Here is a 24,647-nt window from a genome sequence, read left to right as displayed (position 1 = left end):
CTATTGCCCTTTTTTACAAAAGCGCTATGTTATATACCAATCTTTACTTTTACCCTTTTGCATTATTGATAGGTAAAAGCTATCTTATCAATCGGCGCTTTACGCTTTATTCACCAACGTTTAATACGTATAGTGACTCCCGACCTAAGAATTTAATCATCCATCCAACATACAATTAACAGGAGTTAATATGGTCCTGGTTACTCGTCAAGCCCCTGACTTTACTGCCGCTGCCGTACTGGGCAACGGTGAAATCGTTGAAAACTTCAACTTCAAAGAATTTACTAAAGGCAAACCAGCGGTTGTCTTCTTCTGGCCAATGGACTTCACTTTCGTATGTCCTTCTGAGCTGATTGCTTTTGACCACCGTTACAAAGAATTCAAATCCCGTGGCGTTGAAGTTGTTGGCGTTTCAATGGACTCTGAATTCGTTCATAACGCATGGCGTAAAACCCCTGTCGACAATGGCGGCATCGGTGAAGTTCAGTACCCACTGGTTGCTGACATCAAACACGAAATCATGCAGGCATACGGCATTGAGCACCCAGAAGCTGGCGTTGCTCTGCGCGGTTCATTCTTGATCGACAAAGAAGGTGTGGTTCGCCACCAGGTTGTTAACGACCTGCCTCTGGGCCGTAACATCGATGAAATGCTGCGTATGGTTGATGCGCTGCAGTTCCACGAAGAGCACGGTGATGTTTGCCCAGCTCAGTGGGAAAAAGGCCAAGAAGGTATGGGCGCGTCTCCAGACGGCGTCGCTAAATACCTGTCTGAAAACGCTGCTAAACTGTAATTCAGTTAGCAATGTGAGAAAAGCGGCCAATTGGCCGCTTTTTTATTGAACCAAACATAAAAGCTATAACGAAATTACCATCCACAAACCACTGAATACATAACCCGACTCCACAAATGCTGCTAACGTTGGATCTCCCCAGTTGCGTGTGCGGATGCCCGTTGCCGGATCGTAATACAGCCCATTCGATCCCCGAGCAATAAAGTGCAAACCGCCAGAACCGTTATCAACACACAACAGTTGCAATTCACTCTCGCCAATATCATTCGAGTATTCTGCGTTGAGTAAAACCTCAGCCCCAACAACACTCAGACAATTTTGCAGCTCATTGGGATAAAGTGTACCTAAGACGGCATACGCAGCATGAGTCACATTAATCACCACTTCCAAGCCAAAATCGCAAGCTACCTTGGCCATAGCCGCCGGTGAGTTATATCCCCCATCCGGTGGCACGACGTCTTCACCTGGCGGTGGTAAAATACCCGTCACGGCAAATACTTTACCTGCCGCTACCGCAAATGTGTCCTGAGCCAAAATAATCCGTACCTGCGTACCATAGCTAATCTGACGATTATTCGGCCATCCGACTAATGCAGCCAAAGCAGCGGTTAACACATAAGCTCCGCATGCATTGCTACCAGCGGGCTGAGACAGCTGTTCATCATGAGGAATATTGGGTAACTGATCTAAAATCATATCTAACTGTAGGTTGTCATTGAGATTCGCCATAAGGCCTCCTCGGTCATTAACATTGATGCTAGTGAAACCACCAACATAGGTATGTCATTAGCGAACTCGCTCAGGATAAATTCGCCACGCTCCAAGTTCCGTCTGGGTTGTACGTCACATCGAAGCTGGTGAACCCAGTGGTTGCATCACACACCGCTGATGTAACTGAGGACTCACTGAAGTTAATGACCGATCCTGGTTGATAAGATCCCACGGCCACATAGAAAATCATTACTGGCTGGCAATCGATATTCTTATTCGGTTCAGCATTAACGAAGTTGGATAACACAATGTCACCGGTCACCATGTTCTTCACCGCCATCCCCGCGTTGTATTGCTGAGTAAGTGAATTGAACGTTGGCGTTGTAATACGAAAAGCGCCTTTCTGAACACTAGCAGGCCCCGGACTAGCAGGAGAAAGCCCCAACGCTGGAGAAACTGTCATTAACGTTGAATTATTGACCGGTGATGCGGCACTAGCCGTCGCGGGAGTCAGATCGATAGGTTGAATCGCGGTGGTATAACCTGAAGCCTCACCCACGGTTAGTTGAGGAACCTGCGTTTGTGCCCCAGCATAAAACTGTTGCAGGCTTTGGAAGGTCAGCGTTGCGCCAGAAGACGTGCTCGGCAACAACATTTGGTGATAGAGGCTATTAGAGTAAACCAGTGAGCCGCCGGTATAAATGGCAGGTTGTTGAAAGAAGAAGAAGTCTTGATTCAACAAGCTATTGTTCACCACATTGATGGTATAAAGAGTACTCATTTTGTGTTCCTTAAATAAGATAGACACATTAACGGCTCATGGATATTGATAGGCCATGAACCAGATTGGCACTGCTTTGATACTGCGGTGATACCCCATGAAATCTTCACCGCCACCATCTATAACGCAACGCGCGTGCCAAGATTCTACTTATTTGAAAAACAAGAAATAATTTAAAAACTGCACCATTATCTGGGATTCAATAGGACGTAAACGACCAAAAAAACATGCCACTTGGACGGAATCGTCCATTAGGGTAGAGAGGAAAAAAATGGATTTTTAAGGCTTATTAGTTATTCAATATTTGTTGGGCTCGCGTCATCAACAATATTTCACTCTCACCGCTTACCACATTCTGCATCCGCTGCGCTAATTGTAACCGTTCAAGAGGTCGCCCTAACGCGGCTAAAATATGATTTAGCCCAACGCTGGCATTTATTTGCGCAGGTATCGCCCCCAAGAGTTCAGCGGTGGAAAGTGCCTGCCGATAGGCTTGTTCAGCTGGAATTTGCCCTTCAGCTTGCGCCTTAGCTCTGGCTTGTAGTTCAAAAAGTTCGCTAATAAATGCACGGCTCTCTCCTTGAGTCACAACAGGCAACGTTTGTGCAAGCAGCGCAATACAATCAGCGGGACGTTCGGTGGCAAGCAAAATTTCACCGCTTAACCACACATAAAGCCCATGAAATAAGCACTCACCCTTGACTGAAAAATAGGTCTGATAACAATCATGTATATCTTTTTCTACCGGCCCGTCCTCTTTTTGCAGATGTGCTACATAGCTATAAAACAATTTTCCCATTCCACAATAGAATTCAAGCTGATGCGCCTGTGCTAACGTAATTAATTGAGCCGCCAGCGCTTTAGTTTGCTGTCGTTCTTCTAGCAAAAACGTCAGCCAAACCGCGCCAAGCAACGATACGATGTGTCGTAATGCATCACTGTGAGGATCATTTACTCTCTGGCATAGCTGCTGTAAAACAAGCTGCGTACGCCGAAAGTCACCGCATTGAAAGGAAGCAAGTCCCTCAAGGGTTAGCGCTTGCCCGACAAAATCCATACCGGGCGTATCACGCAAAAACGGTATATCACTCAACAGCTGGCTACGTGCCAATACCGCCAACGTTTCGGTGTAGTCTCCAGCCCAAAAACGCGCACTTGCTATAGCAACATGCGCCTCCTCCCATAAATAAAGCGTTTTTTCGGTGAGCCCAAGTTGAAGTAATTCTTGAGACAACGTACGCACTCGCTGTAGCTCCGATGACATCAAATACGATGGCCAGCACCAAAGCTGTAATCCGACGAGTTCTCTCTCATCTCCCAGCTTTTTGCCCAGGGCAATTGCTGCGGCATAGTTGTCATACGCCTGTGTACTAAGCCAGCCATAGAGGTTTTGATAGCTCACCGCCAACAAACGATAAAATGCGTAATACAGCGTGCGAATTTCATCATCCATCGCAATCCCATCCAACAGCGCGATACCTTCATTAAATGATTCAATTGCGGCTAAATAATTATTTTTCCGCACCAGATCTTGGCCTTTATGCAGATAGCGTACAGAGGCGGGTTTTCTTTCTGCTCGAAGTTGAAGTCTACGCTCCACGGATTTTCGACTAATACCCAGCAAGCTTGCCGCCGCTGTTTTATTACCCGTTGTACGTTCTAAAGCACGTTCTATGATTATTTGTTCGGCGGCAGCCAGCTTATCTTTCGCAGGTAGAGCTAACATGGCATCAGCCAGCACATCCGCCGATATCTTGATTTCAGAATGTGGATTCGGAAGAAATGAGTGCAATAATTCAAGTGAAATCAAAGATGTTTCAGCAAGCGTGGCTAAGCGTTCGATAAGATTACGCAATTCTCGAATATTTCCCGGCCATGCATAGTGTTGTAGATAGGCAATGGCCTCTCGGCTGAAACTAAGCGGTTGAGAATGTCGTGAGATGAAATGGTCAATCAATATTGGAATATCTTCCACTCTCTGGCTTAAGCGTGGCAATTCAAGCACGATCACATTTAAACGGTAATAAAGATCTTCACGAAAAGATCCCGCTTTCACCTGAGCATACAGATCGCGATGAGTTGCCGCGACGATTCTCCCTTTGAAATGCCTAACCTCACTTCCACCGACAGGTCTAAAGGTCTTACTTTCCAATACTCGTAGTAACTTAGGTTGAATCGACATTGGCATTTCGCCAATTTCGTCGAGAAATAGCGTCCCTTTACCCACCATCTCCAAATGCCCCACGCGATCGTTTTGTGCCCCAGTAAAAGAACCTTTGATATGGCCAAACAGTTCGGCCTCAACCAAATGTTCAGGAAAAGCACCACAGTTAAGATCAATAAATGGCGCGCTGGGGTCCGCACTCCTTTGATGAATAAGTTGGGCGATCACCTCTTTTCCACTGCCCGTTGGGCCATTAAGCAAAAGAGTTTGATGAGTCGGTGCAACCCGCTCAACCAGTCGTAAGAGTTTTTGAAAAGATGCCGAATGCCCTATTGCTTCAATGGGCCGAGGAGAATGATACGTTGGCATGACTCCCTCATTGATTCCAAACTAGGGATCAAGCCCGCGATATTAACGCCGCTAATTCTTCGTTGCGCTCACGGGGTTTGAATAGTAATTATTAATAAAATTAATCTATATTCATAAACTTAACCCGCCATGGCAGAAATGCATTCCCTATAACGGTGTCTTTTTTAGTTTTTTATTGCTGCTGTAGTCTGAGATATTATGGTACACGGGCTGAAAATTCGCCGCTCTCCAAGATGAATAAAGGATGGGGTTCAGGAAATGATGACTGGGGATTCTTAAATAAATAACGGGCTCAACAATCCGCCCGTTATGAATAGTGAAATAGAATTAATTAGTACTCCGCAAAATACACCACACGGTTGCACTTTCGGGAAGTAAAGTCAGTTCGATATAATCGGCCTCTCGAACCAATTTTCCCTCACCGTGGGCGTTTTCCCAACTGCCAGCCGGAATGATTGGCGAATGAGGTAAAACACAGGAGCCTTCCCTCTCTCGTTGCAACGCAATGAGCAGTGTTTCATCTTCATACTGACGAACAAATACCAGCGTATCAGCGCGTGCATGAACCACCATGCATCCACCGCGACGTAATGCGATGCTTTGGTGTCTTAAGGTGGTCATCCGCTGAGTTAACGCCAATAAATCACCGTCCCAGCGTGATTCATCCCATGGGAATGGTTTACGACAAAACGGATCGTTGCCGCCATCAAGGCCAATTTCGTCACCGTAATAGAGACACGGCACGCCAATCCAAGTGAAGAGCCAAACCAGCGCCATACCCATACGCTGTGGCTTATCGGCCAATAACGTTAAAAAGCGTGCAGTATCATGGCTGTCCAGTTGATTGAACATAGCCAACTGTTGAGTATGTGATAAGCCCGCTCGGTAGCCATTCATCCACTCGGCACACTGCTGAGCATCAAGGTGGATCGGCTGATAAGCCACATCTACACCGGCTAAAAACGAACGCACCGGCAGGGCAAATCCCATATAGTTCATTGCGCCATCTTCCACACCGGTTTGCAGCCAGCGCCGCGCATCACCAAAGTGCTCACCAAACACATAAGCCTGAGGGTTTTCATTTTTCACCGCACGATACATCCCAGCAAGATGATGTAAATTACCCCGCGCAGTCCCTCCTTCCCCCAGCATATGCACCACATCAAGCCGCCAACCATCTATTTGATATGGCTCTCTCAGCCAGTGCCGCAGCACGCTATCGTCCGCCTGATACACGCTATCTACCACAGCCTGACTCGAAAAATCGAGCTTAGGTAACGTTGAGTTTCCTTTCCAATCAAGCACACGCCCATCGGCGGTAAACGTAAAACGCAGACGATGGGGGGAAGCAGGATCGTAAAATGCGCCTTCCGTTCGTTGCTGATAACGATCAAACCACGGATGAGTGTCACCCGTGTGGTTAAACACGCCATCAAGGATCAGGCGCATGCCTAACTTTTGCGTTTCCTCACGCAGACGCACTAAAGCGTCATTACCGCCAAGATAGGGATCGACCTGATAATAATCTTCAGTGTCATATTTATGGTTGCTGGGGGCGGTAAAGATCGGATTAAGATACAGAGCCGTAACACCAATTCCCTGTAGATAAGGTAAACGTTCGACAATACCGTCTAAATCACCACCGTAAAAAGTGGAAGAGGCATTTTCTTCTGTTAAGGGATCGTCCCATTCTTTGCGGATCACCTTGCATTGCACCGCATGGTGATAATAGCTGTCATTTTTTACCGTGTGATCTTGTCCGCTTGCCGCGAAACGATCGGGAAATATCTGATAAAAAACCTGATCGGCAACCCACTCCGGCGACTGAGTTGGGATCTCTATCGCAAATTGCTCCACCTGCGCAGGGGGAACGACGCTGAACCCCTGTGGCCCAAACCACTGCTGTCGATCGTTCCAGAGAAATTTAAAACAGTAGCGCCGCACGGCTTCTCCAGCCAGCAGCGTGAGATCGGCCTGATAGCAGGTAAAACGCCCTTTTTTTTCCGGCTGCATCGTCAGCAACCACTCCTCATTATCGGGCTCGCATCTCAACATAACCTGCTGCGGTAGCTCATCGTCTCCCTGCACCAAAAGACGGATCTCAAGATGCTCCGCGTGATAACGTACATACGGTGGTACCGGTAGATGCCAGGCAAACAACATAAAATTCTCCCCCACGAATTATTAACGCTGAGCATGCCACGTTGCCGTTCTGCCTCACTCCTCTATAACTGTTTTTTGTAGGGATGAGCGGGGGGGAGGATAGCGATGATTATGTTTATATTAGTGCTTTGCTTCGCTTTTGGTTGACTGAAAACGCCAAGTCGTTAGCCTATGTCAGCTTATTGCGTCAAATTATTTGAAAGAAAAGGGAAGCTCAATGCACAACACACTGAGACGATGGCTAGAACAATATGGAATCGAGTTCACACATGTGACTTCGCTTATTCTTGTTATTGGCCTCATTATGGTGACCGCAGTCATCATTCATCTGCTTTTGCATCGGGTGCTACTTTCTCGCTTAGAAAAGAGCGGTCAACACAGCAAAATGCTATGGCTGAAAGTGATCACCCAGCATAAGCTTTTTCATCGCGTAGCCTTCACATTACAAGGCGTTATCGTCAATATTCAAGCGGTGCTCTGGTTACATCCCGGCACTGACGCGGGCGATGCCCTGATTATCTGCGCACAAATGTGGGTGATGCTGTACGCACTGCTCTCATTCTTTTCACTGCTGGATACCCTGCTCGATCTCACGCGCAGCATGTCGATTGCAGAGCAATTGCCTTTACGCGGTATCTTCCAAAGCCTGAAACTGGTTGCAGCAATCATCATTGGCATTTTGATGATTTCACTGCTGATAGGGCAGTCACCGCTGCTGCTGATTAGCGGCTTAGGTGCCATGGCTGCGGTGCTCATGCTCGTGTTTAAAGACCCAATTTTAGGTTTGGTTGCCGGCATTCAGCTCTCTGCAAACAACATGCTTAAATTGGGTGACTGGCTGGAAATGGCCAAATATGGCGCGAACGGCACCGTTGTTGACGTCGGTCTCACAACGGTCAAAGTACGTAACTTTGATAACACCATCACCATGATCCCAACTTATGCGCTGGTCTCTGATTCTTTTATCAACTGGCGTGCTATGTCCGAGTCTGGTGGTCGTCGAATCAAGCGTAGCTTGAATATTGATACCACCAGCGTTCACTTTATGTCAGATGAAGAGCATCAGAGACTGATGAAAAGTGCATTATTGGCACCTTATATCGATGCCAAAACCCAAGAAATCAAAACCTATAACAACGGGTTACATGCCGATCTCAGCTCACCGCTAAACGGTCGACGGATGACAAATTTGGGTACCTTCCGCGCCTACCTGATTGCCTATCTGAATGCGCATCCGCAGATCCGTAAAGATATGACACTCATGGTACGTCAGCTTGCGCCAACGTCTGACGGTTTGCCTCTGGAAATCTATGCCTTCACCAATACTACGGTGTGGGCGCAGTATGAAAGCATTCAGGCCGATATTTTTGATCACACCTTCGCGATTATTTCCGAATTCGGGCTGCGCGTGCATCAAACCCCGACCGGCAACGACATGAGAGCGATAGGCCATACGCAGCTAAACTAAGATTCACACATCCCTTACCTTCAACTGACATTTCCTCACAGAATTGTTTCTGAAGGTAAGGGAACGATGTCAAACATGGCCAAAAATGTCTGTCCCCTTCCCTTCCAATCAAAACCTGTTATCAATAGCACTCCATTTATTCAAGTCAACGGAGGGGAAATTGTTCAGTACATTTTGCCTTAGTAAGCTAAGGGCACATCTGATGCCATTTTTGTCTGCGCTGATCCTGATAACCAGTCTGCACTCTGCCGATGTCGATATCAGTAAACTCGCCAGCCAAAATATCCAAAACTACTCTCAACTCACTAGCGATTTACATGACGTTCGCGAGGCGCTGATCCTCAGCGTGCGTGAGTCTCGACGAGAAGAGCGAGACGAAGAGCACCACGAGGTCACTGCACCGACGACAAATGCAGAATCAGGTAGAAACATACGATTAGGTTAATAAGACCTCTACACGGCTTACCCCATAAAAAAACGGAGCCAGTTGGCTCCGTTCTCATTTCATCAAAATTCAATATTAGTCAGCAACGTGTTTTTCTTTATCCTGCGATGCGACTTTGGCTGATTTCTTTACTAAGCAATAGCCAGCCAACAGCACCACAACCCAAACCAATCCGGCATAAAGCGATACGCGGGTATCTGGGAAATAGCCAATCAGGCCAATAATGAATACGAGGAAAATAATACCGATAACCGAGGTGAATATTCCGCCACGTAACGGGAACTCCAGCGCTTTAACCTGCTCTGCGCTTAGGCTGCGGCGGAACGCAATCTGAGAGAAAAGGATCATAATCCATACCCAGACGGTAGCAAACGTCGCCAGCGAAGCAATCACCAAGAAGACATTTTCAGGCATGATGTAGTTTAGATACACCGCAATCAGCAGGGCTAAAACCATCACCAATACCGTGACCCACGGAATACCACGACGTGAAACCTTAGAGAAAATCTTCGGCGCATGGCCTTGCTGAGCCATACCATGCAGCATTCGCCCCACGCCAAACACATCGCTGTTAATCGCAGACAACGATGCCGTAATCACCACAAAGTTTAAAATCCCTGCGGCTACGGTGATCCCCAAATGCTGGAACGTCAGCACAAACGGGCTCCCCTGCGTACCCACCTGATTCCATGGGTAGATAGACATAATCACAAACAGCGTGCCCACATAGAACACCAGAATTCGCAGCGGTACCGAGTTGATGGCTTTAGGAATCGACACTTTTGGATTTTCAGCTTCCCCCGCGGTGATACCGATAATTTCGATGCCACCATAGGCAAACATCACCAACTGTAGCGAGAAGATCATCCCTATAAAGCCATTACTGAAGAATCCGCCGTTGCTCCACAGGTTGTGGATCCCGGTAGGTTGGCCGCCGTTTCCAATTCCCCAGAAGATGATGCCAATCCCCGCTACAATCATGATGATGATAGTGGCGACCTTGAAGAAGGAGAACCAAAACTCAAGCTCGCCAAACACCTTCACGCTCATCAGGTTAACCGCACCGATGATCAGCACAACGCTGAGCACCCAGATCCAATGCGGAACCGCGGGGAACCAGACGCTCATATAGATACCGAATGCGGTAACATCGGCAATCGCGACAATCAGAATTTCAAAGCAGTAGGTCCATCCGGTGATATAACCCGCCATTGGGCCCAGATAATCTTGCGCATAGCGAGAAAAAGAGCTGGCTTGAGGATTATTAACCGACATCTCACCGAGCGCGCGCATGATGATAAAAGCGACAACGCCGCCAATCAGATAAGCCAGTAAAACACTCGGACCCGCCATCTTGATAGCATCAGCGGAACCATAGAACAGTCCAGTACCAATGGCCGAGCCTAACGCCATAAAGCGAATGTGACGCGTATTAAGCCCACGTTTCAGCTGGTTGGGTTGTTGTTGCATACAAAAATTACCCGTTAGTACCTGTCAAAAAAAACACGGGCGCTATACGCCCGTGCTGCAAATAAACTCATATTTTTTGATTATAAATGCACAGACTTCTGAATACACTATCTAAATATGTAATGAGTTCCGTCTGGAGTCATCTTTAGTTATGCACCGCAACGTTACGCGCGCCCATGGTGCGGTCATAAATGCCCATCACAACCAGAACCGCTAATGACGGTGGTAACCATGCTAATCCTTGACCTGCCAGCGGCAAATGCTCAGTCCATGCAGGCATATGGGATGACAACGCAGAGCTTTTCAGCGCATCCAAGATGCCAAATACCAAGCTAATAACCATTACCGGTGAGAATACGCGCGGAGCGGAATTCCACCAGCGCAGGGTGAAGCTCAGCACCACCAGCACGATACACGGTGGGTAAATCGCGGTCAGAACTGGAATGGAAATTTGAATCAAATGGCTCAGGCCCAGATTCGATACCACCATAGAGAACAGACCCAGAATAAACACCAGCGTCCGGTAGCTAAATGGTAAATACTGCGCGAAGAATTCGGCACACGCACAGGTCAGGCCAACCGCCGTGACCATACAAGCAATGAAGATCAGCGCAGCTAAGAACAAGCTACCGATACCACCGAAGGTATGCTGAACATAGGCGTGCAAAATCACCGCACCGTTTTGTGCATCTGGCACCAACTCACCGCTGCTCGAACCCAGTTTGAACAGGCTCAGGTAAACCAGCGTTAAGCCGATACCGGCGATCAGACCTGCCCAAATAGTATAACGCGTCAGCAAACGGCTATCGCTTACACCACGGGAACGAGCCGCGTTAACGATAACGATACCAAACACCATGGCACCAAGCGTATCCATTGTCAGATAGCCATTAACGAATCCGCTGGAGAACGGTACCTGCTGATAAATTTCTATCGCTGGAACATGAGAACCGGCAGGCCACAAAACAGCAGCGATCCCCAGAACGGCCAGCGCAACGATTTTCAGCGGCGCCAAGATATGCCCAACGGTATCCAACAATTTGCCTGGGTACAGAGAAATTCCGATCACTAAGGCAAAATACACCAAGCTATAAATCAACAATGGCGCTGCGCCGTCACCGGTCAGAGGGGCAATACCAAGTTCGAAAGAAACGGTTGCGGTACGCGGAGTCGCAAACAATGGCCCCACGGCTAGGTAGCAGACGGTTGCTAGCAGCAAACCCGCCTTACGACCAATTGGCGTGCTCAGCGCATCGATACCACCACCCACTTTCGCCAAAGCGACAACGGTAATGACAGGCAAACCTACTGCGGTGATAAGAAAACCGATAGCCGCAATCCAGACATGCTCGCCTGACTGCAACCCTACCATCGGAGGGAAGATGATATTACCTGCGCCGACAAACAGCGCGAAGGTCATGAATCCTAATGCCAGGATATCTTTAGAAGTTAAACGATGAGTCATAATGAGATGTCGTGCTGCCTTATAACAGTTTAAAGAGTTTCAATCGAATAGTGAGCCGCGGAGAAATATCCTTACAGATGAGAGGTATGTCGACAGAAGAAAATAGCGTAATCGTACGCTCACCATTTTCTTCACAACTTCATAATTCACATCAACACATAAACGTCGCTCTGCCTTGATTTCATAACCCTGACTTCCCCTGAGAAAAGCCATTGGTATGGGTTACACCACCCGACAGATGATTACTGTATAAGTTATTAGCTGGCGTTATATGGCGACTACATGGATAAGTAAACACGTTCTGGCAGGTAAAAGACAAGAGCTAAATTCACTTGCGGAATCATCATCCAGAGAAAGTTGGCAGACCAGTTAATGATTTGGCATTTTAAGAGTATCACCATACATAAATTGCCCCTTAGAGTGGTGTTCTCTGCGGATGATTGTTCAAAAAGTAATCCATACAAAGAATTTTACACTACCAACACCGAACGCAAAAAAAGAATGTATATAACGATTAAACCGTTCAAACCAAAGTGATAAAGTTAATATAAATCAACGAAATAATTTATTAAGAAACAGAAATAGCCGTCAGAAAACACTGACGGCCATAAAACGTAGATTTCGTTGAGTTATGGTTTAACTTAGAGAGAAGCGAGAGGTTGCGGCTTTCCTAGCAGATAACCCTGAATATAATCAACACCCAGTGCTTTTAACTGAAACTTCTGTGCTTCATCTTCGACGTACTCTGCAACCACTGAAAGCTTTTTCAGCCGCGCAATCTGACACATTGCTGAGACAATCTGCTGATCGATCGGGCTGTCGATCAATTCACGGACAAAGCTACCGTCAATTTTTAAGATATCCGCTTCGATATTCTTTAAGCGATCATAACTGGCAAAACCAGTGCCGAAATCATCGATAGCAATTCGACATCCCATCTGACGAAGCTGTGACAGCGTTTTCGCCGTGAGCTCTTTAGACTGAGTAATATTACTTTCTGTTATTTCGAGGATGATCTGGTAGGCCTCAACCTGATGCTGAGCCAATAAACGGGAAATATCCTGCACTAACGTAGGTCTAGCCAGCGTTGAAGGGGTAAGGTTGATCGAGAAGCACGCAGCAGGAAGACGCTCACGGTTCAAATTAATAAATTCAAGTGCATGAGCCAGTACCCAGAAATCAACATCGTAATTCAGGCCAAATTCGGCCACTACTGGGAAGAAATCGTTGGGCATGATGATATTGCCATCTTCATCGAGTAGGCGAAGCAAAATTTCGTGATAACGGTCACCGCGAAATCCTTCAATAGGCTGAGCCATCAGCATAAACCGGTCTTTATCCAGCCCTTGCTGAATATGATGCAGCATCGCCACTTTGCTATGAATACCCTGCTGCAAACTCTGCGCATTGAGGTGAGTGGATTCCGCATTCCCCGTAATCAAAGAACGCTCAGCCATGGAGCTTAATTCACCAATCACGTTATAGATATGAGCAAACGGCTGGCGAACCGTGCAATAGCCGATACCATAGTGCAAACGCAACGGTAAGCCATTCCACAATAAACGGAATAATTTCATTGCATCATTGAGGCTTTTTAGTGTTTCAGCCGCATTCCGGTTATTAAGGCGCAATACCAAATCATAACTCGGGAGCTGGTATACATCTTCGTCGGCCGCCAGCACCTTTTTAATCATGCAGGCTAGCCGTTGCTTATATTCAAGCTTAAGTTGCATTCCATACGTGCGACAAAGCGTGTCGAGATTCGCTATGCGCAGGAAACAAACAACCGAGCGTTCATGCTGCTGCAAATCATATTGTAGGCAACGAAGGTTAGGCAGCTGAATCACGGGATCGATCATTGATGCCCGCTGAGTCTTTTCATATAGCCGACGCTGGCGCGTATTCACTGCCGCCATCAGAATAATCGTCAGCGTAAACATCACCATCATCGACATGATCAACGCAAGGCTATGAACCAAATTATTCCATTGCACAAAACCGTCATAGTTTAGGAGTAACGTGATCACCGAGGCTGACCACACCAAACTGGTAAGCTGATACCCATAGCGCATCGCACCAAAGAGCATTAATGGCAGTAACAGGGTTAGCGTATAGTCTGTATAAAAAATACTACCATCATCAGTAGCTGGAATAACCAGCACGGTTATCATTGCTACCAGCAGCAACAGCCAGATCTGAATCTCCCATGAAGTGACCCCTTTAGCGAGTTCCTTACGGCAACGATTCACAATAACACGCAGAAAACGCGGTTTAAAAACAACACGTAGTAAGTAATAGCACGCAGGGACACCGGCGAGGCAGGCAAGTACCAATGCTTGGTAGCCAATCAGTGTTCTAATGGAAAACGGAGCTGATGCGGCCATTTTTTCAATGGGCTCAAAAATGCCCAGAGCAACAATAATCTGAATCAGCATCACGAAGATAAGCGGCAAAACAACCACCATCCAAAACAGTCGCGGCAGCATGGTTTGCATGCGACCAAAGCCACACGACCAACGTCGCCCAACGTGTTTCAGGAAACCGTACCAGCTAATGCCAAGCGAAAGTATTAGCGCGGAGGCAACTAACGCCCCTGGTAAATAGCCTATTTTATGAATATAAAGGCCGAAGGAAACAACGGCTAATGCTGGCATCACACGCCAGCTAAAAATCATTAACAGCGAAAGTGAAATCGCCATAGGTAAGAATAAAAGATAAACGACACCATCACCCGTTACGAGATGAGGAGATGCAGAAAGGCTAAAAGGTAATAATACAAGAGTAAAAAGCAGGGGAATCCCCCACCAATAATTCAAACGATGCAGTAGATGTTGTAATTGGCTCATGGATTAGACTTCAATAGTTCCCGAGGTCACTCCTTGCTACATGTTCTAACACGGTCATTAAAGCAATTTATAAAATAGAGACCGATGAAAAAACAATGATAATAAAAGTGGCTTCCTAATCACTCTTTTGAACTCAACCTTTGGAGTTCAGAACGTCAACCCAAGCCCATTGTATGGAAATACATCTGAGAGCGGCCTGAAATATTATGTAACGGTGCATTCTACCTTTTGATAATGATCAAAAAACACTAAATTCAATCATAAATTATGCTTAATCCAGATTTATCCTGTAAACCGCACTCAGCATTCATGACACCTAAAGGTTAAATATTGAACCAATGTTAAACCATCATTTAAAAAGCGACTAAAATGCTAGACGCTTTCAACATCGAAAATTACCCTATCAAACGTTAAGCCGCGTGATGAGATAACTCATTAATAGTATGAAATATTTTTACCACACGATATCCTATGATTGACGCACGAGCCCGACTATGCCTAAATCAGAGGCTGATATCTCTAAAACGAGATGATTAGACAGCGATGAATATTCATAAATTAAAACGACGTACTAACGTCCACATGACCAAAATTGTATTGCTAATCAGCTTCTTTATTTTGATTGGCCGCTTGGTCTATGCCTCCTTTGGCGCGATATCCCATCATCAGGATAAAAAAGAAAACGCAACGCCTGCGCCAACGGAACAATCTCAACCTCTGCAAATGAATACCCCAGAATCAGCGTCAACGGATAAAAAAGGGGCATAACCCTAGCCTGACAGCTACTATTTAAGAGTCCAGCGCCCACCTGCAGCTTAATAATTTATAAGAAAAAGGAATTACCTTTCCAATGCCCGTCATTGCAAAAAACAGTGTCAAACAGCGCGCAGAAGATCGCTTCCGCATACTCCAGTTGTTACTCAATAATAAATCGCTATCTGAAGGGATACTCGGCAAGCTTGAAGACCCCTCGCAGCTCAACAACCCCGAACTTCTTGACCAAACCGCTGAAATAAAATCGCTGGTGAATAAACTCCCTGCGCCCGATCTGGCGGATACGCTAGAAGCACTTCCCGCAGAAGAAAGGCATGCGTTGTGGCGTTTGGTTGGAAAAGAAAAGCGCGGCAAAACGCTGGTTGAGGCCTCAGAAAGCGTCTGGGATAGCCTGATCGACGAAATGAGTGACAAAGAGTTACTCAAGGCCCTGCAATCACTGGATATTGATGAACAGGTTTATCTCGGACAATACCTCCCCCGCAATTTGATGGGGCGTCTCTTGACGTCCATGGAGCCTGAGCAACGCGCACAGGTTCGCGAAGTTATTCGCTACGGCAAGCATACCGTTGGCGCAATCATGGACTTCGAAATCATTACCGTGCGCCCTGATATTTCTCTCGCTACCGTGCAGCGCTTCTTACGTATGCGAGGAACCATTCCGCTTAACACGGATAAACTTTTTGTCACTGACCGCACTAATCGTCTGCTCGGTGAACTGTCTTTAACCACGGTCTTGCTGAATAAACCAGAAGCGCTGGTTAGTGAGGTCATGGACAAAGACCCTGCCACTTTTGATCCTGAAGATAATGACGAAGATGCAGCGCGTACATTTGAACGCGATGACTTACTTAGCGCTGCCGTTATTGATGGCAAAGGCAAGCTGATGGGACGCCTCACCATCGAAGATATCGTTGATGTGGTTTATGAAGAAAGCGACACTGACTTACGCCGTATGGGTGGTTTGAGTGCCGAAGAAGACGTTTTCGCTCCCGTAACAAAAGCGGTCAAAACCCGTTGGGCATGGCTGGCCATCAACCTATGTACAGCCTTTGTGGCTTCGCGCGTTATCGGCTTATTTGAACACACTATTTCGCAGTTGGTGGCGCTTGCAGCGCTGATGCCAATAGTGGCAGGGATCGGCGGGAATACCGGAAATCAAACTATCACCATGATCGTTCGTGCTCTCGCCTTACAGCACATTCAAGCAGGGAATGTCTCGTTCCTATTACTACGCGAACTAGGCGTGGCGCTGATTAATGGCGTGGTCTGGGGCGGTATTATGGGCGTTGTCACTTTTTTGTTGTACCACAATGCAGCGATGGGTGGCGTCATGACGCTAGCAATGGTGCTAAATTTACTAATGGCGGCGCTAATGGGTGTCATTATCCCGATGACCATGATGCGCTTTGGCCGTGATCCTGCCGTGGGTTCTAGTGTGCTTATTACCGCGATCACCGACACCGGCGGATTCTTTATTTTCCTTGGTTTGGCAACCCTATTCTTGCTTTAATCCCTCATCAGGTTTCGAGCTAGCGCACATATTTTTTCGTTAAATTGTGCGTTACAGCCAAATACCTAACGAGTGATAAACCAAAATTCATTTGCTATGCTAATTAATGTTGCACATGGTGACATTTAGACTAATATTCGTGAAAATGCTAACGCTAGAAATATCAGTTAAATTAATGTATTGAACGTGTCTTTTACACGTCATTAAGGCAGGGGTATGGATGTCAGTTTAGATGTAGGCAATGAAAAAAAGCCCTATTTTATTGTGACACTGACTGTCTTCGCCGGTCTGATTTACCTGCTTGCCTGCTTCTGCATCACACTTACTCAGCACGACACCAACCTGGCTTCTCTGTGGTTCCCCACGGCGGCGACCATTGCCTTTTTATTCCACCATAGAAAGCATCAATGGCCTTTTATACTGATCGCGGCTCAGCTAGCGACCATGGCAGCCAACTGGACATTTTTCCCCATCAGTCTTTTTTCGGTTCAGCTCGCCCTGATTAATCAGGTTCAAGCTGTGGTGTGCACCTTGCTATTAAGCCGATTCCTGAATCACAAATCGCCAATAAATGGGCTCTATACTTGGCTCCGATTCGTTATTTGTAGCGTGATACTCGCGCCGTTATTTAGCGCAACACTAGCAGCAACCATTGTTTCGCTGCATGGACTTGCGCCATTCAAACAGATTTTTGGCGTCTGGTTTATGTCAGAATCAATCAGCGTAATGGCACTCACGCCGGTGGGCCTTCTTTATTATCGTGGTTTTTGGCGTAAGAGCCTGAATGAGCGAACGCTGACAGAAAGCATCATGATCATCTCAATTGCAATGGTTTCCTGTTTTTACGCCATGCAATACCTACCGTTCCCTTTCACTTTCGCTATTATTCCCATGCTTTGGGCCGCTATTCGCTTACCGCTGCTACAGGCTTTCGCCAGCTTTTTATGTGTGATTATCCTGCTAGCAATCATGATGGCCTACCACGTAGTCGATATACGTTCAGCCTATCCTTCAGTGAGTGATGTACTAGTTTATACCCCGCTTCTCCTCGTGCTATTGCCCGTTAACTCGGTTGCTGTGCTGATGCACGCATTCCGCTTAGAGCGCGACCATATTGAGGAAAGCGAGACCCGTTTTCGCAACGTTATCGAATTTTCAGCCATCGGTACCGCGTTGGTTGGTCTTGATGGCCGCTGGATCCAGGTAAACCCTGCACTTTGCCAGATGCTGGGCTACCCTGCTCGCACGCTAACCGACATGACGTTTCAAGACATCACGCACCGTGACGATTTGGAATCCGATCTCAGCCAGCTAAGCGCTTTAGTTGAAGGGAAAATTAGCAGTTACACCATGGAAAAACGCTACTTACACAGTTCAGGCACCAGCATTTGGACTCTGCTCAGCGTCTCCTTAATTCGCGACCCGCAAGGTGAACCGCTGTATTTCGTATCGCAAATCAAAGACATCAGCGAAATAAAGAATAACGAAAGATACAAACAACAGCTTTTAGACAAACTGCACGAAGAAAAAGAGCGGCTGCATATCACCTTAACGTCGATCGGCGATGCGGTAATCAGCACTGATAGCCTGATGCGCGTGACGTTTATGAACCCCGTGGCAGAAAAGATGACCGGCTGGACACAAGAGGAAGCGCTCGGTTTGCCCATCGACAATATTGTACATTTGTACGACGGCATTGATGGTGACAGCGTCTACCCACTACGTACCGATGAGAACACTCATGCCAGACGTGCCGAAGATCGTCTGATCCTCAAAAATTTGCAAGGCGCACATTTCGATGTGCAGAGCAGAGTCTCCGAGCTCACCGCCATCAACGGCAACTTAATGGGCTATGTGCTGGTATTCCAAGATGTCAGCGAATCCCGAGAACTGCTACGCAAACTCTCTTATAGCGCATTGCATGACCCGCTTACAGGGCTACCGAACCGTGTTAGCTTTGAACAGGCGCTTAAACGGGCCCTCCGCCAGGCCGTTGAGGAAGGGCGAACCCATGCGCTGATATTCCTCGACCTTGACCGATTTAAAGCCGTCAACGACAGTGCTGGCCATGCCGCTGGCGATGCCCTATTACAAAAAATCAGCCAGCTTATGCATTCAAATATCCGTACTCAGGATATGCTGGCTCGTCTAGGTGGCGATGAGTTTGCCTTTATCCTCATCGATTGTGAAGCAGACAAGGCCAAAGAGATCATTACACGCGTCATCAACCATATAAATGACTATATTTTTGAATGGGAAGGAAAACTTCATCGTGTTGGCGCGAGTGCAGGCATGACGCTTATCAACGTAGGCAACGCTCTGGCCGTAGACCTGATGAATCAGGCCGATATCGCGTGTTACACCGCGAAGCATAGCGGACGTGGAAAATTGATGAGCTATGAACCTAAGCACAAGCAACATATAAACTATGGTAAAGGGTTACTTAGTGCTGAAGAGATTGATGATATTTTGACAGCAAATCGCATCAACATTCAGGCTCAAGGCATTGCACCGCCTAAAACGCCTCAGTCGATCGCTTTTTATAATCTTGAGATTATCCCTCATACCGCCGCTGGCATAAATATTTTACCTGAGCTATTTCAGGAATCCTGCTTCCAAAACCACCGCCGTGAAGAGGTGGATTGTTGGCTACTGCGTGAGGTGCTAGAGAACCAAGCTCAAGCACTGAAAGGCAAAGGCGTCAGCATAGCTATCCCCATAGCCACCAGCAGTCTATGCAACCCCGCATTTACCGTTCAGATGTTTGAGATGATTCAAGCCTCACTGCTTCCACCGACTCGATTATTGATTCGAGTGCCTGAAAGCGCCCTTAACGAAGATTACGCTCAGTCACAGCCAGCGCTCAATGCGCTGACTGACTTAGGCTGTCGCTTGATCGTTGAAGACTTTGGCCGCAACCTCAGCGTAATTGAGCGTTTGCAGTCAGTCAAAATCGAATATGTCATGATCACACCGACGCTTATCACCAACGTACATTGCAACCAAATGGACGAAGTGCTGGTTTCGATCATCCACGGAAATGCCTGGCGACACGGTGCACAGACTATCGCAGGGCCTGCAGATATACAGGCCTCCCTGCTTACTCTCGATAGCATCAAAATTGACTTAGCATTTGGCAATATGATTCAAGAAGTTAAACCGCTTTCATCCATTCTACAGGGCGGATATTTCGGCATTAACTAAAGCGGAATATCGGCGCCCTCTCGCTTCAAAAGCCAGGCTTTCCTATCAATGCCGCCCGCATAACCGGTTAATTTCCCCGAAGAACCAATCACCCGATGGCACGGGATCACGACCGACCACGGATTATGTCCGATCGCCTGAGCAACGGCCCGCACGCCCTTAGGGTTACCCACTTTCAGAGCCACGGCCATATAGGTACAGGTTTCGCCGCATGGAATCTCACTCAGCGCCTGCCATACAGCCTGTTGGAATGGCGTGCCACGCACCGCTAGCGGAAAATCAAAACCATCGCTTTCACCGGAAAAATAAGCCTGTAGCTGCTGACGTGCACATTCAAGCACGGGATGATGATTGAGTTCCTGATGCTGACTAAAATCAGGCAGATACTTTTGTCCGTCAAAATAGACGCCGTGCACGCTGTTATCATCAAACAAGATAAACATCTGGCCCTGTGGCGTTTTAAACTGACTGTAATTCATCATAGTGTCTCCATTGTCCAAGCGTCGTTATGCCAAAGATGTAAATTGGCATAGGCACGCCATGGCCGCCATCGTTCGGCATATTTCACAATTCTACTCGGTGTCATCTGCGGGAAACGCTGTTTAATCAGATAATCACCCTGCAAGAAAGCATCTGGCCAGCTCCACGCGCGCATCGCAATATAGGTGGCGGTCCAACTGCCAATCCCAGGAATAGCGGTGATAGCCGCAATACTCCCCTCAATATCCAGAACATCTTCTAAGATCAGACGCCCCTCGCTCACCTCCTGCGCCAAACGCACAATGCTAGCAGCGCGTTTAAGCGGGATGCCGATGGTTTTCAGTTCTTCCGCAGAAAGCGCTGCCAGCCGATTAGCATTGGGGAATATGGCATTCAAACCTTCTAACGGCGTATCGACAAAATCTCCCCACCGCTCAGCAATCGCCGAAGCAAATTTCGCCGCCATTTTTACACTCACGACCTGCCCTAAAATAGCGCGTACCGACTGCTCAAACGCATTCATGCACCCCGGCAAACGCAATCCTGGATTGTGCAAGGCAAGCTTGCCTAAACCTTCAGCAATAGCCTGTGGGTCAGCATCCAAATCTACCAATTGGCGAACTCGGCGCAGCACTTCTGGCGCATGGGCCGCTAAAGAACTCGAAATCTGCACATTAACTCGGCATCGTGGCTCATCAGGGCGCAAAGCAATCCATCCCGAATCCAGCCCCATACGTAAGGTGCGCTGATACTCCCCCCCAGCCGTCACATTATCTACACCCGCCACACAGCGTGCCTGCAAAAAACCTAACATCCATCGCCAGTCATAGGGCGGGCGATAGCTGACCGAAAGCATGAGTCCTTCTTCTTGTTTCGCCTTATTGGCGCGTAAAGAGCTGGGCGTCATTCGATACCTCGCACTAAATAGTTCATTGAAACGACGCAGGCTGCCGAACCCCGCGCTAAACGCGACTTCTTCCAGCGGCAGTTGGCTATCCATCAAAAGCCGCTTAGCCTGTAGCAAACGATAAGACTGCGCATACTCAATCGGCGAGGCACCAAAATGCTCGGCGAAAACCCGTCGTAGCTGGCGATCCGAAATACCGAGACGCGACGCTAACGCTTCACAGCTGTGCTGCGTTAAATAACCCTGCTCAATCAACTGAACCGCAACCTGTATGTAGCGATTAGAGAGATCGACGATAGATAGCCCAGGGGCAAGCTCAGGGCGACACTTTAAACAGGGACGATAACCATCGCGCTCAGCTGCCGCCGCGCTCGGATAAAAATGGCAGTTCTCCGCTTTTGGCGTGCGCGCCCCACATACCGTACGGCAATATATTTTTGTTGATGAAACACCAACAAAAATCCGCCCATCAAATTTGGGATCGCGTGCTTTTAATGCGGCATACCAGATCTCATGATTACCGTTCATATTTCCCCCGCTTCTTCTGTATACAGCTTATCCTTAATTATCCGTCCTGACTCGCGGAAATCGGACATTGATATCACAACGAGATTGGCACCAGCACGCGCTTAAAAAGGAATGACGGGAGGAGTTCATTGATGAAAACGGCACAATAGAGTAAAGTCGCCGCCCTTCATGGCATGGGGAACGCAGGAGAACATATGTTTATTGGATTTGATTACGGTACCGCAAACTGCTCCGTCGCAGTCATGCAAGGTAACCAACCTGAATTACTACCGCTTGAGCAGGACTCTCCGTATCTGCCCTCAATGTTGTGTGCGCCCACGCGTGAAGCTGTAAGCGAATGCTTACATCGCTATTGGCAAGTGCCAACCGGCAGCGATGAAAATCAGCAATTGCTGCGCCGTGCGATAAATTTTAATCGGGAAGAGGATATTCCCGTCACCGCAGACAGCCTGCAGTTTGGCCTAAAGGCGCTAAGCCTGTATGTAGAAGATCCTGAAGAGGTCTACTTCGTTAAATCACCAAAGTCATTCTTGGGTGCCAACGGCTTGAAACCTCAGCAAATCGCAATGTTTGAGGATCTGGTGTGCGCCATGATGTTCCACATCAAGCGTCAGGCAGAAAGCACGCTGAATCAATCAATTACCCAAGCGGTTATTGGACGTCCGGTCAACTTTCAAGGCACCGGCGGCGAAGACGCCAACGCGCAGGCGCAAGGTATTCTTGACCGTGCCGCACACCGTGCAGGTTTTCAGGATGTGACTTTTCAATTTGAGCCGGTTGCCGCGGGACTAGATTTTGAAGCAACGCTGAATGAAGAGAAAAAAGTGCTGGTCGTTGATATCGGAGGCGGAACAACCGACTGCTCTGTGCTGCTGATGGGGCCACAGTGGCGCGATCGTACTGACCGCCATGAAAGCCTGCTTGGGCACAGTGGTTGCCGCGTGGGCGGTAACGATTTGGATATCATGCTGGCCTTTAAACAGCTAATGCCGCTGTTGGGCGCGGGCGGCGTCACCGAAAAAGGCACCGCGCTACCTGCCTTACCTTACTGGAATGCGGTCGCCACCAACGACGTTCCCGCACAAAGCGATTTTTACAGCACGGCGAATGGCCGCATGCTACGAGATTTGATCCGTGATGCCGCTGAGCCTAACAAGGTTGAACTTCTGCTGAAAGTTTACCAGCAGCGTTTAAGCTATCGCTTAGTACGCAGCGCGGAAGAGAGCAAAATTGCACTTTCTCAGCAGGATAGCATCAGCACAACGCTGGATTTCATCGCCAACGGTCTGGTACAGCACCTCAATGTTCATGAATTAGCCGAAGCCATTACTCAGCCTCTCGAACGCATTCAGGAACAGGTCAGCAGTGCCTTAACCGTCAGCAACATTACGCCTGAGGTCATCTATCTAACCGGAGGAAGTGCTCGCTCACCTCTGATTCGTGATGCGTTGGCGCGTCAGCTACCGGGGCTCCCTATCGTCGGCGGCAATGATTTCGGCTCGGTCACTGCCGGTCTGGCACGTTGGGCGCAACGCATTTATCGCTAAGCGTAAGTAAATACCAACTTACCTATGATATATGGCACCTATTGGACATCATCTGTAGGTGCCACGTTTTTTGTCTGCTGTGCAGCGGCGTCAAGGCGCTCAGTCAAACGGCGAATCGCTTCCGTGAGTGCCTGAATCTCTTTCTCTTTCAGCAAATCAATTTTTTCGTGCAACAACTCGATTTCTAGCTCAGCTTTAACGTTAATCTCAAAATCATTCTCAGCCCTTTTTCTATCCATATCACTTTGCCGCGTTTGGCTCATCATAATGGCGGGTGCCGTATAGGCCGCCTGAAATGAAAGCAGCAAATTCAAGAGGATAAATGGGTAAGGATCCCACGCATTATGGCCAAACCATGCATTACCAACCATCCAGCACGCCAGCAAAATGCTTTGAATAATGATAAACCGCCACGAACCAATCACGCTGGTCACGCCATCGGCCATACGTTGGCCTAGCGTTAGAGTAGGCACCGTTGTACCTGCTACACTCGCGACCTTTTTCTGATTCAGGAACTTCTCTCGACGTAAACGACGCGATTCACGCAGCTTTTGTAGTAATGAGTTATCGTTAATATTCATGGAGTTTCTCTGTATCAAACATCAGTAGCTTTCATCGTGGAGCAATTGAACCGATGACAGGATACTCCCACTTTGGCAACGACATCCGAATTCGTCAAACATGCCGCCGCAAAGTCGATAAAAAAAGACAAATCAGGCATCTGTTCTCATTTGCGTTACATGATTCAACTCACGAATTAAGATTGAAATTTAGTACTTCAGTGAACGATTAAGGCCAAAATTGGTTGTGAATTTGTTAGCTTTTTGGGCATGTTTTTTGCCGGAGCTAAATAAAACGGAAAAATAGCACGAAAAGCAAAAAAGAAAGGCCTCAAGTACGCTTAGACATCTTGTCAGATTGTTCCCCGTGGGGCAAAATACGCGCCCTGCAAATGGCCGATGTATAAAATGACATCGGTTATTTTTTTGCATCAGGTAATGAGTTTTATAACTGAGGCC

Annotated in this window: 17 protein-coding genes; 7 read left to right on the top strand and 10 right to left on the bottom strand. The window is 47.5% G+C overall.

Features of this window, described 5'->3' with window-relative positions:
• Positions 1 to 190 precede the first annotated feature (190 nt).
• Entirely contained in the window at positions 191 to 793 is a 603-nt protein-coding gene (locus RSC70_RS19590) for a peroxiredoxin C (protein ID WP_004847724.1), read from the top strand.
• Between the two features lie 63 nt (positions 794 to 856).
• Here RSC70_RS19590 and RSC70_RS19585 read toward each other — a convergent pair whose 3' ends face one another.
• The 4 genes from RSC70_RS19585 to malZ all read right to left on the bottom strand — a co-directional run bounded on the left by RSC70_RS19585 (position 857) and on the right by malZ (position 6,981).
• A complete protein-coding gene (locus RSC70_RS19585; RefSeq protein WP_115104817.1) occupies positions 857 to 1,522 on the bottom strand; it encodes a hypothetical protein in 666 nt (221 codons plus the stop codon).
• A gap of 70 nt (positions 1,523 to 1,592) precedes the next feature.
• A complete protein-coding gene (locus RSC70_RS19580) occupies positions 1,593 to 2,285 on the bottom strand; it encodes a hypothetical protein (RefSeq protein ID WP_040044329.1) in 693 nt (230 codons plus the stop codon).
• Between the two features lie 289 nt (positions 2,286 to 2,574).
• The gene (locus RSC70_RS19575) at positions 2,575 to 4,818 is read right to left on the bottom strand and encodes a sigma-54 interaction domain-containing protein (RefSeq protein ID WP_332543292.1); all 2,244 of its coding nucleotides are present in this window, start codon (positions 4,816 to 4,818) and stop codon (positions 2,575 to 2,577) included.
• 327 nt (positions 4,819 to 5,145) lie between these two features.
• Complete coding sequence (malZ, locus tag RSC70_RS19570; RefSeq protein ID WP_332543290.1) at positions 5,146 to 6,981, bottom strand: maltodextrin glucosidase; 1,836 nt, start codon at positions 6,979 to 6,981, stop codon at positions 5,146 to 5,148.
• Between the two features lie 217 nt (positions 6,982 to 7,198).
• Between malZ and RSC70_RS19565 the strand changes: the two genes are divergently transcribed.
• Together RSC70_RS19565 and RSC70_RS19560 are read left to right on the top strand one after the other, a co-directional pair.
• Positions 7,199 to 8,449 carry a mechanosensitive ion channel family protein gene (locus RSC70_RS19565; protein WP_332543288.1) on the top strand — a complete coding sequence of 417 codons (1,251 nt, stop codon included), beginning with the start codon at positions 7,199 to 7,201 and terminating at the stop codon, positions 8,447 to 8,449.
• Positions 8,450 to 8,651: 202 nt separating this feature from the next.
• The gene (locus RSC70_RS19560) at positions 8,652 to 8,894 is read left to right on the top strand and encodes a hypothetical protein (RefSeq protein ID WP_063586583.1); all 243 of its coding nucleotides are present in this window, start codon (positions 8,652 to 8,654) and stop codon (positions 8,892 to 8,894) included.
• A gap of 75 nt (positions 8,895 to 8,969) precedes the next feature.
• Here the strand turns inward: RSC70_RS19560 and proY are convergent, their stop codons facing one another.
• The 3 genes from proY to RSC70_RS19545 all read right to left on the bottom strand — a co-directional run bounded on the left by proY (position 8,970) and on the right by RSC70_RS19545 (position 14,675).
• A complete protein-coding gene (gene proY / locus RSC70_RS19555) occupies positions 8,970 to 10,364 on the bottom strand; it encodes a proline-specific permease ProY (protein ID WP_063586582.1) in 1,395 nt (464 codons plus the stop codon).
• Positions 10,365 to 10,509: 145 nt separating this feature from the next.
• Positions 10,510 to 11,829 (bottom strand): branched-chain amino acid transport system II carrier protein, encoded by a 1,320-nt coding sequence (gene brnQ, locus RSC70_RS19550; protein WP_040044325.1) that lies wholly within the window; start codon positions 11,827 to 11,829, stop codon positions 10,510 to 10,512.
• A gap of 641 nt (positions 11,830 to 12,470) precedes the next feature.
• Positions 12,471 to 14,675: a sensor domain-containing phosphodiesterase gene (locus RSC70_RS19545; protein ID WP_332543285.1), complete on the bottom strand. Its 2,205-nt coding sequence runs from the start codon at positions 14,673 to 14,675 to the stop codon at positions 12,471 to 12,473.
• A gap of 543 nt (positions 14,676 to 15,218) precedes the next feature.
• Between RSC70_RS19545 and RSC70_RS19540 the strand changes: the two genes are divergently transcribed.
• The 3 genes from RSC70_RS19540 to RSC70_RS19530 all read left to right on the top strand — a co-directional run bounded on the left by RSC70_RS19540 (position 15,219) and on the right by RSC70_RS19530 (position 20,166).
• Positions 15,219 to 15,443, top strand: coding sequence for a YfgG family protein (locus RSC70_RS19540; protein WP_063586581.1), 225 nt, complete (start codon positions 15,219 to 15,221; stop codon positions 15,441 to 15,443).
• 82 nt (positions 15,444 to 15,525) lie between these two features.
• Entirely contained in the window at positions 15,526 to 16,962 is a 1,437-nt protein-coding gene (gene mgtE, locus RSC70_RS19535; protein WP_282806893.1) for a magnesium transporter, read from the top strand.
• A 216-nt stretch (positions 16,963 to 17,178) separates the two neighbouring features.
• Positions 17,179 to 20,166: a PAS domain S-box protein gene (locus RSC70_RS19530; protein WP_332543281.1), complete on the top strand. Its 2,988-nt coding sequence runs from the start codon at positions 17,179 to 17,181 to the stop codon at positions 20,164 to 20,166.
• Here the strand turns inward: RSC70_RS19530 and RSC70_RS19525 are convergent.
• Together RSC70_RS19525 and alkA are read right to left on the bottom strand one after the other, a co-directional pair.
• The gene (locus tag RSC70_RS19525) at positions 20,163 to 20,648 is read right to left on the bottom strand and encodes a methylated-DNA--[protein]-cysteine S-methyltransferase (RefSeq protein ID WP_227741640.1); all 486 of its coding nucleotides are present in this window, start codon (positions 20,646 to 20,648) and stop codon (positions 20,163 to 20,165) included. The genes RSC70_RS19530 and RSC70_RS19525 overlap by 4 nt on opposite strands.
• Complete coding sequence (alkA, locus tag RSC70_RS19520) at positions 20,645 to 22,081, bottom strand: DNA-3-methyladenine glycosylase 2 (protein ID WP_332543279.1); 1,437 nt, start codon at positions 22,079 to 22,081, stop codon at positions 20,645 to 20,647. Before alkA ends, RSC70_RS19525 begins: the two co-directional genes overlap by 4 nt.
• Before the next feature lie 194 nt (positions 22,082 to 22,275).
• On the opposite strand from alkA, the gene yegD reads away from it, so the two are divergent.
• Positions 22,276 to 23,628, top strand: coding sequence for a molecular chaperone (yegD, locus tag RSC70_RS19515; RefSeq protein ID WP_282813861.1), 1,353 nt, complete (start codon positions 22,276 to 22,278; stop codon positions 23,626 to 23,628).
• A 38-nt stretch (positions 23,629 to 23,666) separates the two neighbouring features.
• Here yegD and RSC70_RS19510 read toward each other — a convergent pair whose 3' ends face one another.
• A complete protein-coding gene (locus RSC70_RS19510) occupies positions 23,667 to 24,209 on the bottom strand; it encodes a DUF1003 domain-containing protein (RefSeq protein WP_063586576.1) in 543 nt (180 codons plus the stop codon).
• Positions 24,210 to 24,647: the final 438 nt, after the last annotated feature.

Origin of the sequence: Hafnia sp. (assembly GCF_036648275.1) — a bacterium.
GTDB classification, from domain to species: domain Bacteria; phylum Pseudomonadota; class Gammaproteobacteria; order Enterobacterales; family Enterobacteriaceae; genus Hafnia; species Hafnia alvei.
This window is presented reverse-complemented; position numbering and strand designations above follow the sequence as displayed.

Excerpts from the sequence above, each read along its gene's own strand:
- RSC70_RS19575 (WP_332543292.1), bottom strand. The coding sequence starts at position 4,818 with ATGCCAACGTATCATTCTCCTCGGCCCATTGAAGCAATAGGGCATTCG.
- RSC70_RS19510 (WP_063586576.1), bottom strand. The coding sequence starts at position 24,209 with ATGAATATTAACGATAACTCATTACTACAAAAGCTGCGTGAATCGCGT.
- alkA (WP_332543279.1), bottom strand. The coding sequence starts at position 22,081 with ATGAACGGTAATCATGAGATCTGGTATGCCGCATTAAAAGCACGCGAT.
- mgtE (WP_282806893.1), top strand. The coding sequence starts at position 15,526 with ATGCCCGTCATTGCAAAAAACAGTGTCAAACAGCGCGCAGAAGATCGC.
- malZ (WP_332543290.1), bottom strand. The coding sequence starts at position 6,981 with ATGTTGTTTGCCTGGCATCTACCGGTACCACCGTATGTACGTTATCAC.
- RSC70_RS19525 (WP_227741640.1), bottom strand. The coding sequence starts at position 20,648 with ATGATGAATTACAGTCAGTTTAAAACGCCACAGGGCCAGATGTTTATC.
- RSC70_RS19530 (WP_332543281.1), top strand. The coding sequence starts at position 17,179 with ATGGATGTCAGTTTAGATGTAGGCAATGAAAAAAAGCCCTATTTTATT.
- RSC70_RS19565 (WP_332543288.1), top strand. The coding sequence starts at position 7,199 with ATGCACAACACACTGAGACGATGGCTAGAACAATATGGAATCGAGTTC.
- RSC70_RS19590 (WP_004847724.1), top strand. The coding sequence starts at position 191 with ATGGTCCTGGTTACTCGTCAAGCCCCTGACTTTACTGCCGCTGCCGTA.
- yegD (WP_282813861.1), top strand. The coding sequence starts at position 22,276 with ATGTTTATTGGATTTGATTACGGTACCGCAAACTGCTCCGTCGCAGTC.
- proY (WP_063586582.1), bottom strand. The coding sequence starts at position 10,364 with ATGCAACAACAACCCAACCAGCTGAAACGTGGGCTTAATACGCGTCAC.
- RSC70_RS19560 (WP_063586583.1), top strand. The coding sequence starts at position 8,652 with ATGCCATTTTTGTCTGCGCTGATCCTGATAACCAGTCTGCACTCTGCC.
- RSC70_RS19540 (WP_063586581.1), top strand. The coding sequence starts at position 15,219 with ATGAATATTCATAAATTAAAACGACGTACTAACGTCCACATGACCAAA.
- RSC70_RS19585 (WP_115104817.1), bottom strand. The coding sequence starts at position 1,522 with ATGGCGAATCTCAATGACAACCTACAGTTAGATATGATTTTAGATCAG.
- brnQ (WP_040044325.1), bottom strand. The coding sequence starts at position 11,829 with ATGACTCATCGTTTAACTTCTAAAGATATCCTGGCATTAGGATTCATG.
- RSC70_RS19545 (WP_332543285.1), bottom strand. The coding sequence starts at position 14,675 with ATGAGCCAATTACAACATCTACTGCATCGTTTGAATTATTGGTGGGGG.
- RSC70_RS19580 (WP_040044329.1), bottom strand. The coding sequence starts at position 2,285 with ATGAGTACTCTTTATACCATCAATGTGGTGAACAATAGCTTGTTGAAT.